At 42.5% G+C, this 12,769-nt stretch carries 17 protein-coding genes and 2 riboswitches; of the genes, 4 read left to right on the forward strand and 13 right to left on the reverse strand.

Annotated elements, in window-relative coordinates; genetic code table 11:
- A partial coding sequence (locus HP456_RS12405) for a lipoate--protein ligase family protein (RefSeq protein WP_172251504.1) occupies positions 1 to 420 on the reverse strand: 420 nt, incomplete at its 3' end.
- Positions 421 to 619: 199 nt separating this feature from the next.
- On the opposite strand from HP456_RS12405, the gene HP456_RS12410 reads away from it, so the two are divergent.
- The gene (locus HP456_RS12410) at positions 620 to 1,003 is read left to right on the forward strand and encodes a rhodanese-like domain-containing protein (protein ID WP_172251506.1); all 384 of its coding nucleotides are present in this window, start codon (positions 620 to 622) and stop codon (positions 1,001 to 1,003) included.
- A 165-nt stretch (positions 1,004 to 1,168) separates the two neighbouring features.
- Here HP456_RS12410 and gcvPB read toward each other — a convergent pair whose 3' ends face one another.
- From gcvPB to gcvT, 3 genes are read right to left on the reverse strand one after another with little or no spacing between them, the layout of a single operon-like run.
- Positions 1,169 to 2,641: an aminomethyl-transferring glycine dehydrogenase subunit GcvPB gene (gcvPB, locus tag HP456_RS12415; RefSeq protein WP_172251508.1), complete on the reverse strand. Its 1,473-nt coding sequence runs from the start codon at positions 2,639 to 2,641 to the stop codon at positions 1,169 to 1,171.
- Positions 2,634 to 3,980, reverse strand: a complete 1,347-nt coding sequence (gene gcvPA / locus HP456_RS12420) for an aminomethyl-transferring glycine dehydrogenase subunit GcvPA (protein WP_172251510.1) — start codon at positions 3,978 to 3,980, stop codon at positions 2,634 to 2,636. The genes gcvPB and gcvPA overlap by 8 nt, the downstream gene beginning before the upstream one ends.
- Before the next feature lie 18 nt (positions 3,981 to 3,998).
- Positions 3,999 to 5,102, reverse strand: coding sequence for a glycine cleavage system aminomethyltransferase GcvT (gene gcvT / locus HP456_RS12425; protein WP_172251512.1), 1,104 nt, complete (start codon positions 5,100 to 5,102; stop codon positions 3,999 to 4,001).
- Positions 5,103 to 5,236: 134 nt separating this feature from the next.
- Positions 5,237 to 5,315, reverse strand: a riboswitch (glycine riboswitch).
- Positions 5,316 to 5,318: 3 nt separating this feature from the next.
- Positions 5,319 to 5,410: riboswitch (glycine riboswitch) on the reverse strand.
- Between the two features lie 177 nt (positions 5,411 to 5,587).
- Here gcvT and HP456_RS12430 point away from each other — a divergent pair.
- Together HP456_RS12430 and HP456_RS12435 are read left to right on the forward strand one after the other, a co-directional pair.
- Positions 5,588 to 7,288 (forward strand): DEAD/DEAH box helicase, encoded by a 1,701-nt coding sequence (locus HP456_RS12430; RefSeq protein WP_172251514.1) that lies wholly within the window; start codon positions 5,588 to 5,590, stop codon positions 7,286 to 7,288.
- Entirely contained in the window at positions 7,257 to 8,048 is a 792-nt protein-coding gene (locus HP456_RS12435; protein ID WP_172251516.1) for a YqhG family protein, read from the forward strand. Before HP456_RS12430 ends, HP456_RS12435 begins: the two co-directional genes overlap by 32 nt.
- Positions 8,049 to 8,091: 43 nt before the next feature.
- On the opposite strand, the gene HP456_RS12440 is transcribed toward HP456_RS12435, so the two are convergent.
- The 9 genes from HP456_RS12440 to HP456_RS12480 are packed head-to-tail and all read right to left on the reverse strand — an operon-like array spanning position 8,092 to position 12,110.
- Positions 8,092 to 8,274, reverse strand: coding sequence for a YqzE family protein (locus HP456_RS12440; protein WP_172251518.1), 183 nt, complete (start codon positions 8,272 to 8,274; stop codon positions 8,092 to 8,094).
- A 46-nt stretch (positions 8,275 to 8,320) separates the two neighbouring features.
- Positions 8,321 to 8,821: a shikimate kinase gene (locus HP456_RS12445; protein ID WP_172251520.1), complete on the reverse strand. Its 501-nt coding sequence runs from the start codon at positions 8,819 to 8,821 to the stop codon at positions 8,321 to 8,323.
- Positions 8,822 to 8,827: 6 nt separating this feature from the next.
- Complete coding sequence (locus HP456_RS12450; RefSeq protein ID WP_172251522.1) at positions 8,828 to 9,223, reverse strand: hypothetical protein; 396 nt, start codon at positions 9,221 to 9,223, stop codon at positions 8,828 to 8,830.
- Positions 9,174 to 9,629: a competence type IV pilus minor pilin ComGF gene (gene comGF / locus HP456_RS12455; RefSeq protein ID WP_172251524.1), complete on the reverse strand. Its 456-nt coding sequence runs from the start codon at positions 9,627 to 9,629 to the stop codon at positions 9,174 to 9,176. The genes HP456_RS12450 and comGF overlap by 50 nt, the downstream gene beginning before the upstream one ends.
- Positions 9,607 to 9,897 (reverse strand): hypothetical protein, encoded by a 291-nt coding sequence (locus HP456_RS12460; protein WP_172251526.1) that lies wholly within the window; start codon positions 9,895 to 9,897, stop codon positions 9,607 to 9,609. Before HP456_RS12460 ends, comGF begins: the two co-directional genes overlap by 23 nt.
- 10 nt (positions 9,898 to 9,907) lie before the next feature.
- Positions 9,908 to 10,390, reverse strand: coding sequence for a competence type IV pilus minor pilin ComGD (gene comGD, locus HP456_RS12465; RefSeq protein WP_172251528.1), 483 nt, complete (start codon positions 10,388 to 10,390; stop codon positions 9,908 to 9,910).
- Positions 10,350 to 10,667 carry a competence type IV pilus major pilin ComGC gene (gene comGC, locus HP456_RS12470; RefSeq protein WP_172251530.1) on the reverse strand — a complete coding sequence of 106 codons (318 nt, stop codon included), beginning with the start codon at positions 10,665 to 10,667 and terminating at the stop codon, positions 10,350 to 10,352. The genes comGD and comGC overlap by 41 nt, the downstream gene beginning before the upstream one ends.
- Positions 10,668 to 10,690: 23 nt before the next feature.
- Positions 10,691 to 11,713 (reverse strand): competence type IV pilus assembly protein ComGB, encoded by a 1,023-nt coding sequence (gene comGB / locus HP456_RS12475; protein ID WP_172251532.1) that lies wholly within the window; start codon positions 11,711 to 11,713, stop codon positions 10,691 to 10,693.
- Entirely contained in the window at positions 11,697 to 12,110 is a 414-nt protein-coding gene (locus tag HP456_RS12480; protein ID WP_312857758.1) for an ATPase, T2SS/T4P/T4SS family, read from the reverse strand. Before HP456_RS12480 ends, comGB begins: the two co-directional genes overlap by 17 nt.
- A gap of 158 nt (positions 12,111 to 12,268) precedes the next feature.
- Between HP456_RS12480 and yqgA the strand changes: the two genes are divergently transcribed.
- Positions 12,269 to 12,697 (forward strand): cell wall-binding protein YqgA, encoded by a 429-nt coding sequence (gene yqgA / locus HP456_RS12485; protein ID WP_172251536.1) that lies wholly within the window; start codon positions 12,269 to 12,271, stop codon positions 12,695 to 12,697.
- The last annotated feature ends 72 nt before the right edge of the window (positions 12,698 to 12,769 follow it).

Below are 12,769 nucleotides of genomic sequence, written 5' to 3' on the forward strand. Positions count from 1 at the left end.
TTCCCGTTCTTCTGCCGTTTTCGGAACGGCAAAGTAGGCCTCGAGTCCAAGCCCCTGGAAACCTTTCAATATCCCTTCTGAAATGACTCTGTATGCTTCCGTTACGGTTTTTGGCATTTCTGGATGGTCTTCAGAGACGATGACACTGTAAGTCAGTTCATCATCGTGCAGAACTCCTCTCCCGCCTGTCGGGCGCCTTACAAAACCTAATCCGTGTTCTTTTACTGCGTCCATATTGATTTCTTTTTCCACCTTTTGGAAATAGCCGACTGACAATGTAGCAGGGTCCCATCCGTAAAAACGGATGGTCGGCGGGATCTTCCCTTCACTGTGCCAATCCAGCAGCGCTTCATCCAGCGCCATATTATATGAAGGGGAACAATTGCCGGAGTCGATGAATCTCCATGTTTCTTTTGACATATGACATACCTCTTTTATTTATCAGCTTTTATCATCACTATGTATTCAATTCGTTACTAGTCTACCAAATCCTTATCCAAAAACAAAGAAAAACAGATTGGAAACTCTTTTCAGCAAATAGTAAATTTCTTTTGATTCTCCGGTAAATCATGAATATAATAGTAGTTAGTGCATTTGCAGAAAGGAGCATGAAAGCAAGATGGATGGTTTGTTTATTCTATTAGTAGTACTTGGCGGAATTATCGCTTATTCGCTTTTTACTTACTTCAATCAAAAGAGAGTGGTCAACACATTAACAGAGGACGAGTTTAAAGCTGGTTACCGAAAAGCCCAGCTGATCGATGTACGGGAATCAAATGAGTTTGACAATGGTCATATCCTTGGTGCCCGCAATATCCCTCTTTCCCAATTGAAAATGAGACAAAAAGAAATTCGCAATGATCAGCCTGTATATTTGTACTGCCAGAGCGGCATGAGAAGTGCCCGTGCAGCCCAGATGCTGCGCCGTAAAGGCTACCGGGATCTTCACCAGCTAAAAGGCGGGTTCAAAAAGTGGACAGGTAAAATCAAGCATAAGAAATAAAAAGAATAGCAGAAGCTCCTTTTTGAACGCCCGACAGAAAAATCTTAAGGCGCCAGGCGCTGAAGCTGCTGGACAAAACTTTCTTATCAAAATTTAAAAGGATTGCCAAAACGGCAATCCTTTTTTTAATTCCTTTTACCTGCTGAAGCACAATCCCTCAACGTTTTAAAGTGTAGCTTCCGGAGAATACCGGAGGATCGGCTTTCTTGCTGCAAGGGTTTCGTCCATTCGTTTAACAACGGTGGTGTGCGGTGCTTCCTGAACAATTTCAGGTGTTTCTTCTGCTTCTTTTGCTATCTGGATCATGGCATCGATGAACGAATCGAGTGTTTCTTTAGACTCAGTTTCAGTCGGTTCGATCATCATACACTCTTCTACGTTCAACGGGAAGTAGATGGTTGGCGGGTGATAACCAAAGTCAAGCAGTCTTTTCGCAATATCAAGTGTGCGTACGCCCAGCTTCTTCTGACGCTTCCCGCTGATGACGAATTCATGCTTACAATGTCTGTCATACGGAAGATCAAAATGCGGAGCCAGTCTTCTCATCATATAGTTTGCGTTAAGGACTGCATTTTCTGTCACGGCCTTCAGTCCATCCGGCCCCATCGTACGGATATACGTATACGCGCGAACATTGATACCGAAGTTTCCATAGTAAGGTTTCACACGGCCGATTGAATCGGGGCGATTGTAGTCAAATTCAAACTGATCGCCATTTTTCACAAGTACCGGTTTTGGCAGATAACGGATCAGGTCTTCTTTCACCCCGACCGGACCGCTCCCAGGCCCCCCGCCTCCATGAGGACCCGTAAAGGTCTTATGAAGATTCAAATGAACGACGTCAAATCCCATATCACCAGGTCTTGCTTTGGATAATACAGCATTCAGGTTTGCACCATCATAGTACAGCTTTCCGCCTGCCTCATGGATGATTGCAGCCATTTCAAGTATATTTTCTTCAAATAATCCCAGAGTGTTGGGATTCGTCAGCATGAGTGCTGCAGTGTCATTTCCCACAACACGCTTCAAATCCTCTAAATCGACCAGACCATTATCATCCGATTTCACTGTTATGGTTTCAAAGCCTGCAACGGTAGCGCTTGCCGGATTGGTACCATGTGCGGAATCGGGAACGATGACTTTTGTACGTTTCGTATCGCCGTTTGCTTCATGATATGCACGGATCATCATCAGACCTGTCCATTCACCATGTGCACCGGCAGCAGGCTGGAGGGTCACTTCATCCATGCCCGTAATTTCTTTCAGGTGTTCCTGAAGATCATACATCAACTCTAGTGCTCCTTGGACACTTTCAGGTTCCTGAAGTGGATTAATATGTGCGAATCCATTCAACCTCGCGACGTTTTCGTTCACCTTGGGGTTATATTTCATCGTACAGGATCCCAGTGGATAGAAGCCTGAATCCACACCGTGGTTCCGTTTGGATAGTGCTGTATAATGACGCATGATATCCAATTCAGATACTTCCGGCAACTCCGGCTCTTCCGTACGTACATATTCAGCAGGGATTAATTCTGTTACATCTACTTCCGGTACATCCAGTTCAGGCAGGCTGTAACCAACCCGTCCTTCTTTCGATAATTCAAAGATAAGAGGCTGATCTTGTTTGTTATTCATGACAATCCCCCAATTCTTTCGCAAATGCATCAATTTCTTCTTTGCTGCGAAGTTCAGTAACGGCAACTAACATATGATTATGCAGGTTTTCATCAGTCAGCCCCAAATCATAGCCCCCGATGATTCCTTTTTCTAACAGCTTTCTATTGATTTCTTTCACCGGTCCGTTCACTTTTACGACGAACTCATTGAAAGAAGGTCCTTCAAATGCGATGGAAAAACCATTCGCCTTTAATGCTTCTTTTGTATAGTGTGCTTTTCGGATGTTTTGCATCGCCATCTCTTTGACACCCTGTTTACCTAATGCAGTCATGGCCACAGAAGCTGCCAGTGCATTCAAGGCCTGGTTTGAACAGATGTTGGAAGTTGCTTTGTCACGGCGGATATGCTGCTCACGTGCCTGCAGTGTTAAAACAAACCCTCTTCGTCCTTCTTCATCGACCGTTTGACCGACCAGACGGCCAGGCACTTTACGCATCAATTTTTTACTTACTGCAAAATACCCGCAGTGAGGTCCCCCGAAAGCACTTGGGATCCCAAACGGCTGTGCGTCTCCGACAACAATGTCGGCACCAAGTTCACCCGGAGGTGTCAGGGCACCCAGAGCAAGTGGATTCGAAGACACGACAAACATAGCTTTCTCACTGTGAGTCACTTCTTCAATCGCCTTTAATTCTTCGACTCTCCCAAAGAAGTTGGGATATTGGACGATCACGGCTGCGATTTCACTGCTCAATAACTTCTTGAGCTCTTCCACATCGGTCACCCCGTTGGTATGCGGGATTTCCACGACATCGATGTACTGCCCTTTCGCGTACATCTTCAATACATCACGTGATTCAGGATGAACAGTACTTGAGACAAGGACCTTCTTGCGCCGGGTCTGACCTGCACTCAGCATTGCCGCCTCGGCCAATGCCGTACCCCCATCGTACATGGATGAATTAGCAACATCCATACCCGTCAGCTCGCAAATCATCGTCTGGAATTCAAAGATCGCTTGAAGTTCACCTTGTGATATTTCAGGCTGATACGGTGTGTAAGCCGTATAAAACTCTGAACGTGATAAGACGTGATCTACGATGATCGGTGCATAATGGTCATATACGCCTGCTCCAAGGAAGGATGTATGACTTTTCAAATCAGCATTTTTTGCAGCCATTTCAGTCAATTCTTTTACCAGACCTGTTTCTGACTTCGCAGATTTGATGTTGTATTCACCTTTGAAGCGAACTTTCTCAGGAATATCTTCAAATAAATCGTCGATGCTTTTTACTCCAATGCTGTCTAACATTTCCCGTTGATCTTGCTCTGTCATCGGTAAATAACGATGCTTCATGACCGTCATTCCTCCCTATTAATTTGTTCTCTTATAAAATGGTGTCGGAACTACTTTTGCGTTTACTTTTTTTCCTCTGATTTCCACCTGGACTTCTGTATCCAATGAAGTAAATTCTTTTCTCATTAGAGCAAGCCCGACATTTTTCTTTAATGTTGGAGATTGAGTACCCGTTGTCACTTCCCCGATTTCTTCTTCGCCAGAAAAAACTTTATACCCGTGTCGCGGTATTCCCCGGTCGACCATTTCAATTCCGGCAATTTTCCTCGAAGCCCCGTCCTCTTTTTGTTGTTTGAGGACCTCCTGACCTATAAATGGAGTATCTTTGTTCACTTTAACAGCAAATCCGATTCCAGCTTCGATCGGCGTAATGGATTTTGAAAGTTCCTGTCCGTATAATGCAAGGTTCGCTTCGAAGCGGAGAGTATCCCTCGCACCCAGACCACAAGGCAGCACCCCATCCTGTTCGCCTTCTTTCAAAATATCTTTCCATATTCCCGCCGCATCATTTGCGTTACAGTAGATTTCAAAACCATCCTCGCCTGTATAGCCGGTGCGGGACACAAGGGCGTGCCTTCCATTGATATTCACTTCGGTCTGAAATTTAAAGAATCCTATGTCACTTAAAGAAAGATTGTCTGTAAGTCTCTGCAGGATTCCTTCAGCAAGCGGCCCCTGCAATGCCAACTGAGCCATATGTTCCGAGATATTGTTGATTTCAACACCATCTGTACCGTGCTGCTTGAGCCATTCGTAATCTTTATCGATGTTCGCTGCATTGACGACCAATAAATAGTCGTTATCTTTTATTTTATAGACCAGCAGGTCGTCCACTGTACCTCCGTCATCGTAGCACATGGCCGTGTATTGAGCACCGCCGTCCTTGATTTTGGACACATCATTGGTCATCATTTTTTGTAAGTATGCCAGAGCATCTTCGCCCTTGACTTCTATTTCTCCCATATGAGACACATCAAAAAGCCCAGCACGGGTTCTGACTGCTTCGTGCTCCTCTTTAATACTTGAGAATTGAACCGGTAAAGCCCAGCCTCCGAAGTCGATCGTTTTTCCTCCATATTCTTTGTACACTTCGTATAGAGGTGTTTGCTTTAAATCTGCCATTAGACTTCCCCCTTATTTTCATCAAGTCTTTCAATCTGTTATCTTCCCGCTCCAAATCTTTAGCCAAAGAACATACAACTCCCGCCGCAGCGCATGAAAAAAGGACAGAAAAACCCCTTTTTCAAAAGAAGTTTCTCTGTCCTTTCACCTGAAAGTTTACCGGTAAAACGGCTTTCCCCTTTGGTGGTTTCCAATTGGAAACACTCTCCAGAGCTGCGTCCAGCAAGAGTCTTTTTGCCTGAGAGATTCACACAATAGATGTTTGCTCCTTCGGCGCTGTAAATCACAGTCTCTCCCCTTGCTATCATTCGCCAATATTCCTTGTAACATTTGGTCATACTAGAAGTATATAGAGTTGAAATGTAATCGATGTGAATGTTCGGATTATTATAGTTTTCAAAACATTAGGTAATCTACTTTCATCCTACCATTAACTATTAGTTCCCGGCAATCATTTTTCTATGAAATAAGGAGATGTTTTTCACATGAATGTTGATGTTCTATTTAACGAGGAGTGGGGCGAAGGTCTGGAGACATTAATAAATAATGACGGTCCCTGGGGGAATTGGGAGCTGTATAAGCTTGCAGTGGAAAGTGAGCAGCATCTGGCAATTCCGAACTTTGAAGGGCTGCAGGCACCAAAACATTTGGCAAATGTCACCCCGCTGCCCCATCAGCTCGAAGCAGCCAGACAGGTAGTGGAAACAATGAATGGCAAAGCAATTCTCGCAGATGAAGTCGGTCTTGGAAAGACCATCGAAGCAGGTCTCGTATTGAAAGAATATATGATACGCGGACTGGTGAAAAAAGTCTTGATCCTTGTCCCCGCTTCATTGGTCTCTCAATGGGCCTTTGAATTAAACAGTAAATTCTTCATCCCGGCTGTCCCGCAGCGTAAAAGCTATGTCTGGGATCAATGTGATATTGTCGTTTCATCCATGGATACAGCCAAAAGGAGCCCGCACCGGGAAAAAGTATACGAACAGGACTATGATCTCGTCATCATAGACGAAGCTCACAAACTGAAAAATCACAAAACCAAAAACTATGAATTTGTCCAGAACCTGAAGAAAAAGTTCTGTCTATTACTCACAGCCACCCCTATCCAAAACCGGATAGAAGAAATATTCCACCTTGTCTCTCTCTTAAAACCCGGACATCTGGGAAATGAAACAGGTTTTACCGATCGTTACAAAAAGGGGGACAGAACGGTTCATGACGATGAAAACCTGAACCACCTCATCAATAAAGTCATGATCCGCAATAGAAGGAGCGATACAGGTATCGAATGGACAAAACGTCACGTTAAAACGATCCTAATCGATTTCAATGAACCGGAACGGGATTTATACAATAGTATCAATATGTTAAAAGGCAGTTATGACGAGTGGGTCACATCCAGTTCATTTTCTCTCCTTACTTTGCAGCGGGAAGCCTGCAGCAGCAGGGAATCAGTTTTTTTTACGCTTAAAAACATGTTGGAGAAAAAAGAAGATCCTTCTGCTGCATTTGAGAATACGATTGCAGCACTAATGAAAAAAGTCGAAAACGTGACGACGAATTCAAAAGCGCAGAAAGCATTGGAATTGATTCAGCAAATTAATGATAAGGTCATTATCTTCACTGAATACCGTGCGACACAATTATACCTGCAATGGTTTTTAAAGCAGCATGGCATTTCGTCTGTACCGTTCAGGGGAGGATTTAAACGCGGTAAAAAAGATTGGATGCGCCAGTTGTTTCAGAACCACGCCCAAGTGTTAATTGCAACTGAGGCCGGTGGAGAAGGGATTAATCTTCAATTTTGTCATCATGTCATAAACTTCGACTTGCCCTGGAACCCGATGCGGCTGGAACAGAGAATCGGGCGAGTACACCGTTTGGGTCAGACCGAGGATGTGCATATCTATAATTTCGCCACCAGAGATACAGTGGAAGAACATATTTTAAAGCTGTTATATGAAAAAATAAACCTATTCGAAAGAGTGATCGGCCAGCTCGATGAGATCCTGACACGTCTGGATTTCGCAGATTTTGAAGAACATGTGACAGATATCCTCTCTTCATCCCGTACAGAGGGTGAGCTGAAAATAAAAATGGATAACCTCACAAGCATGATCCAATTTGCAGAAGAACTAAAGGAGGAACGAGCAAATGCAGCAACACGAAATTCATCAATTTCTTGAACGCTATTTTACAGCGAACGGATGCGACCTGGTTTCGAACGGGGATGGTCATATGACCGTCCAATTGACGATCGATTTGGATAAAGAACTAATGAACCGGCCGTTTTACTGGCATTATCTTGAGAAGACAGGCGGTATCCCCAACCCGATGACGCTCTCTTTAGTGACGGATGGTGAAAAGGCAGCAGAAGATTTTAAAGGAGAGCTGATACATTTCGGCTCTCCCCGTCTGCATCAAATATTCCGTTCTACAAGAAATCTTGCAGGCTACATACGTCTCTACGAAGAGCGGATGAATTTCAATGGGCAGCAAGTACCGCTTCATCCATGGCTTGGGCTGAACATAAAGATATCTCATGTGACGCACCTGAAAAAAGACAACATCCGGAGCATCGGCATTAACCTGATCAACGGAAACATCCAAGAAGACTTTCACAATTTTCTATTAACCAAAAAGCTGACCCCTAAAATTCCTGATTTCTCCTTTACATTGACACCGATTATTAAACCTAAAAGTGGCATAAACCGCATTCAGAGTTACCTGCTGCAAGGGATCGAAAAGGAATCATTTGAATGGGCAGATGAGGCACGGAAAAAATGGGATGAAGATTTACAGCTGTTAAATCATTTCTACGGGGATCATGAGGAGAAGCCTGAATCTTATCAAATGGAAAGGCAGGCATTGAAAGAACAGTATGAACCAAAAATCTCTATTGATATCATCAATGGAGGGATATTCTACTTACAGCAATCCCACTAGTATAAATGAAAGGAAACCGCCCTGCTATCGACAGAAGCGGTTTCTATTTTTTATTCTTCTTAAATAATACCATGAAGGCATAAGGCAAAATTCCAAACCACCTGAACAAAAATGGCGGTCGCTCATTTTTCCGTTGATATTTTAACGATTTTCGTTCATGAGGTGATTTTTCATAATGCTTGACAAATGTTTGAGTTATAAATTTCACGTAATCATTCACTGACATAAACGCACCACCTTCCGTTTTATCAGTATATCCACCGTGTCTTAATCTAATCAGTGGAGATTTTTTGTCCCAGCTCACTTATGATTTCATCAATTGATTTATTGGTGGTGTCAATTTCCATCGTACTGACACTTCTGTATAGGGGCAAACGGCGCCCGTAGAGCTTAGATAAGCCATCTACTGAATTTTTTTGTACAAGCGGCCGATTGCTGTCCCCCTCAAGCCGCCCCCATAAAACATCAAAGGAACAGAATAGATGGAAGACGTTTCTCTCTTGTGCAAGAAGCTCTATATTTTCCTTTCTTTCAACGATTCCTCCACCGGTTGTAATCACAGCTTCCTTCTCCATCAATTCTTTCAAAGCTGCTGATTCAAGGGTCCGGAAGTGATTTTCGCCATATTCCTTGAACATATCTTTGATCAAGCTGCCTGTTTTTTCTTCAATGTATTCATCGATATCGATGACCTGGAGTTTCTGAATTTCGCCAAGTCTTTTACCAACCGTCGTCTTACCCGCTCCCATAAAGCCTATCAAAAATATAGCCATCAATAACTACTTCCAATCTATAATATGTTTTGTTTCCTTATTATACACAACCGAGACTGGCTGAAACACTTTCTCATGAGATTGATATGTTATTTCCATCACCATATCCTCTTCACTCAACATCGTAGTCTTCGTTTCGGTTTGACCAAAAGCTCCTTCCTGCTTAAACGTACCCGGAGAACTGCGTTCAATGGCAAGCAGCACGCCGTGTGCAACGCTCACCTTTCTTTCGTATACTTTCCCCATATTGTTTAAATAGTGATGTTTACTTAGAAACAGGCTTGTCGAAGCAATCCCCGTCGTCATTACAAGGACTAAGAGCATGAGTGAATAAGGCAATAAAAATCCATCATCACTCAGGAGCTTCCGGAATTCTTTCCTTATAAAAATAATAAAACTCACTTTCCATCCACTCCCCTCTTTCAAAATCCACTTCCACTTTTACACCTTGAGGCAATTCAGAAAAAGTAAGCGAATGAATCGATTGCAGCACCACCTCATGCCCCCTTTCATTCACTCTCCGCCTGATGGAGTTTTGGTACCTTTCATAAGTGATCCTCTCCCCCTCTTTAACAAACGAAATCTGATCCGGTGAGATCAGTATATTCCCGCTGGCCCACATCTCATTTCCCAAGTTTTCGCTAAACAAATTCCATTCATAGTAACGGGGCGGGACGCTGTCCGTTTTAATTGTTTCCATCCCCTTCATAATCATCGGGAAGCTAAGTGAAATGATAGAGAATACCACAAAAGACAGAAGGGCATCCAAGAGCGTAAAGCCCCTGTTATTCAGAAGCACAAACTTCATGAGACTCACCCCCCTTTGTATAAGAGACACAGGCGTTTTCACTGCGCGCTTCTTCCCAGCTGAAAGTGTAAACGATACCTTCGAACGTTCGGGTCTGAGGATTGAAGTCATTCGTTACAATCGCCCGCTCCATTCCTTCATGCAGAAATTTCAACGCTTCCACCCTTTGTTGTTTATCCTGAAGAGTAACCACCATCCGGATGCAAAAGGGAAGGAAAAAAGCCATTATCATCATAAAACAGCTGAAAGCGACCAAACTCTCAGCCAATGAAAACCCCTTAGAGTTCCTGTACATAAAATCTTCCTTGTCCGATTTGGAATGTGAGTTTTATGGTAGAGTCTTTGCTATTAAAATAAACTGGACCGAATCGATTTGTATTCCCTGACGAGTTAAACACTATCTCATTCAACCTGTTAAGTTCTGAAAGCTTAATGCTGTCTGGAAGTTCCCTGGAAACCAGCGTCGTCCCGTAATAATCTTTCGCAATGTACTTGTTGGCGTATGGATAAAAGACTAAAGTGAGGGAAGATTGTGAGAAAATACTGTGGCTTTGAATCCAATAGAGATCCGATTGGAGTTGAGAAATGAATAAACGTTTCTCATTTTGATCTTTCAGTGGTTCAGTTGAATAAGCAGCAAACGTTACCAGGGTTGAGAATATAAGTAAGACTAGAAACATTTCTATGAAACTATAACCGCTCTGTGTATAAAGAAGTTTATTAATTCGCCACACCTTCTTCGACCACGTTCCCTTCTGCATCGATTGTAAGTGTGCTCCCATCGGGACATTTTTGGTACTCTGATTTTATATACTCATTAGAGACTAATGCAGCCATGCTGACAGGTTCCGTATTTCCATCCATTTTATACGCTTCCACCTGCCCTTCAACCATATGAATGAACGCTTCACATCCTTTTGAGTTAATCTTGTTACTTTGACTGGTGACATTTGGAATTGTAACAAATAACAGGACCGAAATGACAAGCAGGACAATCATCATCTCAATCATCGTAAACCCTTTTTCATTTTTCAGCATAATGTACCTCCCTTATGTTTATGTTAAATACCTTGCATCATTTGGAATAATGGCATCATGATTGAAAAATAGATGGCCATGATGAACAGTCCGACGAAGGCAAAAATCGTTGGCTGGATGTACTTCAGTAATTGATTTCCTTTCTCTTCAAGTTCTCCGAAGCAAATATCGCTGTACAGTTTCAATTCATCGGCCAGCTTCCCGTTCTTTTGACCATGAGCCACCACATATGAAAACTCTTCCTGAAAAAGTGATAATTCTGCAGTGCAATCGTGAAGCTGCCTTCCTTCCTTCAATCCTTTGAGAAGTCTTTTGGAGATATATTGAAGAGCAGGGCGGTATGACTGCTTTTCAATGATGGTTAAGGACTCCGTGATGGATACTCCGTTCTTAAGGAGAAAACTAAGCTCCCTCGCAAAAAAATGAGTGTGCCCCTGCTTGATGAAAAATGACAACAACGGAAACTTTGTCAGGAAAACGATATGTCTCACTTGAAATAATTTATTTTTGAAGAAGTAAAGGAATGGAGTTGAGATTACGAGGATCAATATAAACGCAAAAAAATAAGTAGGAAAGCTTTCAATAAACCGCAGCAGAATATTCATGCTGTCTGACTGATCGGATCCCAGTGTGCTGTATAAAGCTTGAAAGCGGGGAAACAGGATCCTGTGAAGGAGCACCATCAGCATAATGGCCGCCAGCACCAGAAAGACAGGATATTGAATGACTCTCAGAAACTTCTGCTTCTCTTCATTCTTCTTGAGAAGGTAATTACCGGCTTCGATCAGCGTCGTACCCATCTGGCCATGATGTTCAGCAAAGTAGATTTGCGCGGATACCTGTTTAGGCATTTTTAACTGTCGGTCAAAGATGGATGAAAGGGATTCGCCTTTTTGCAGAGACTGGGTGATCCTCTCCTTTAATTTCTTAGGACCGTGCCGACCCGGCACTAGTAAAAAATCAATCGCTTCAGAGAATGTGTATCCTTTCACGAGAAGATCCCCTGTCCGTTTCAGAAACTTCCCTTGATCATCCGTTTTCTTCATGAATCCATTTCCTGAACTCAGTTTCTGGAACAAATCCCAATGCCACCCCCTTGTTAATCAACGTACGAAGAGTAGGATACCGATAATATGCTTCTTCCCCCCTCGCTTCTTTAATGACCTCCTTGAGTGCGCTTCCAGTCACAATTTCATATACCGAAGCACGCTTCAACGCCTCATGGCCTTTGCATTCCCCCCTGCATTCCGATTCACAGACCGGACATTTGAGCTTAAGCAGCCTTTGTGCCGAAATCGCAATCAATGTCTGCTGGATATCATGCCAGTGTACTCCTAATTCCATCAGTCTGTATACAGAGCTTTTTGCATCTTTTGTGTGCAATGTGGTCAGGACCAGGTGGCTGGTAATAATAATAGAACCATAAACTATTCCTAAAAGAATGAAACCAAGTAAAAATTATAATAATTAAGCCTATTAACTAGATTTGTGTAATTGGAGTCAACTATATGCTTCCATACACATTTTGGGATTTTAAGAGAATAAGATTATTATATTCTCTGTGTTCAAACTAATATCTAATACTGAAACGGAGGATCAACATGAAAAAACTCAAAACATTAGCATTAGCCTCATTAATTGGAATAGGTTCACTATTTTCTATTAGTGAATCAGCAGAGGCCTCAACAATTGTCAATTGGAGTCCTTGGAAATCAGTTACTGATGCAGGAATAGATTGCAAAGTAAGGATTGGCACTGATGCTTATACATACACAACGGGTGCTACAACTGTAGATTACCAAATTCAATCTAACGGCAAGTGCAGCAGATTATACTATAAAGCTTTTCCTACAAGTGATATTTATCAATTAGGCTATTTTAGTTACAATACTCCAATTAAATCATTTCTAATTGATGCATTTGCTCCTAGTGGGCGTTTATTGACCACAATGGACGCCAACCTTTATACAGATTCGGCCAGAACAGACTATGCTGGATTAGTTTCCACTTCGATTACTATATATAATTAATACTTAATTAAAGCCTACTTCAAATGAAGGAGGCTTTTTTATGCTTTTTTAGGAGTAAAGACTTTGATTATT

The sequence above is a fragment of the Bacillus haikouensis genome, assembly GCF_013179555.1.
GTDB classification, from domain to species: Bacteria; Bacillota; Bacilli; order Bacillales; family Bacillaceae_B; genus Rossellomorea; species Rossellomorea haikouensis_A.

What these genes read in the sequence shown, in the direction of transcription:
- HP456_RS12430 (WP_172251514.1), top strand. Translation starts at nt 5,588, where the DNA reads ATGAATGTTGATGTTCTATTTAACGAGGAGTGGGGCGAAGGTCTGGAG.
- gcvPA (WP_172251510.1), bottom strand. Translation starts at nt 3,980, where the DNA reads ATGAAGCATCGTTATTTACCGATGACAGAGCAAGATCAACGGGAAATG.
- HP456_RS12435 (WP_172251516.1), top strand. Translation starts at nt 7,257, where the DNA reads ATGCAGCAACACGAAATTCATCAATTTCTTGAACGCTATTTTACAGCG.
- gcvT (WP_172251512.1), bottom strand. Translation starts at nt 5,102, where the DNA reads ATGGCAGATTTAAAGCAAACACCTCTATACGAAGTGTACAAAGAATAT.
- HP456_RS12410 (WP_172251506.1), top strand. Translation starts at nt 620, where the DNA reads ATGGATGGTTTGTTTATTCTATTAGTAGTACTTGGCGGAATTATCGCT.
- comGC (WP_172251530.1), bottom strand. Translation starts at nt 10,667, where the DNA reads ATGCTGAAAAATGAAAAAGGGTTTACGATGATTGAGATGATGATTGTC.
- HP456_RS12440 (WP_172251518.1), bottom strand. Translation starts at nt 8,274, where the DNA reads ATGTCAGTGAATGATTACGTGAAATTTATAACTCAAACATTTGTCAAG.
- comGD (WP_172251528.1), bottom strand. Translation starts at nt 10,390, where the DNA reads ATGCAGAAGGGAACGTGGTCGAAGAAGGTGTGGCGAATTAATAAACTT.
- comGB (WP_172251532.1), bottom strand. Translation starts at nt 11,713, where the DNA reads ATGAAGAAAACGGATGATCAAGGGAAGTTTCTGAAACGGACAGGGGAT.
- yqgA (WP_172251536.1), top strand. Translation starts at nt 12,269, where the DNA reads ATGAAAAAACTCAAAACATTAGCATTAGCCTCATTAATTGGAATAGGT.
- HP456_RS12445 (WP_172251520.1), bottom strand. Translation starts at nt 8,821, where the DNA reads ATGGCTATATTTTTGATAGGCTTTATGGGAGCGGGTAAGACGACGGTT.
- gcvPB (WP_172251508.1), bottom strand. Translation starts at nt 2,641, where the DNA reads ATGAATAACAAACAAGATCAGCCTCTTATCTTTGAATTATCGAAAGAA.
- comGF (WP_172251524.1), bottom strand. Translation starts at nt 9,629, where the DNA reads ATGAAGTTTGTGCTTCTGAATAACAGGGGCTTTACGCTCTTGGATGCC.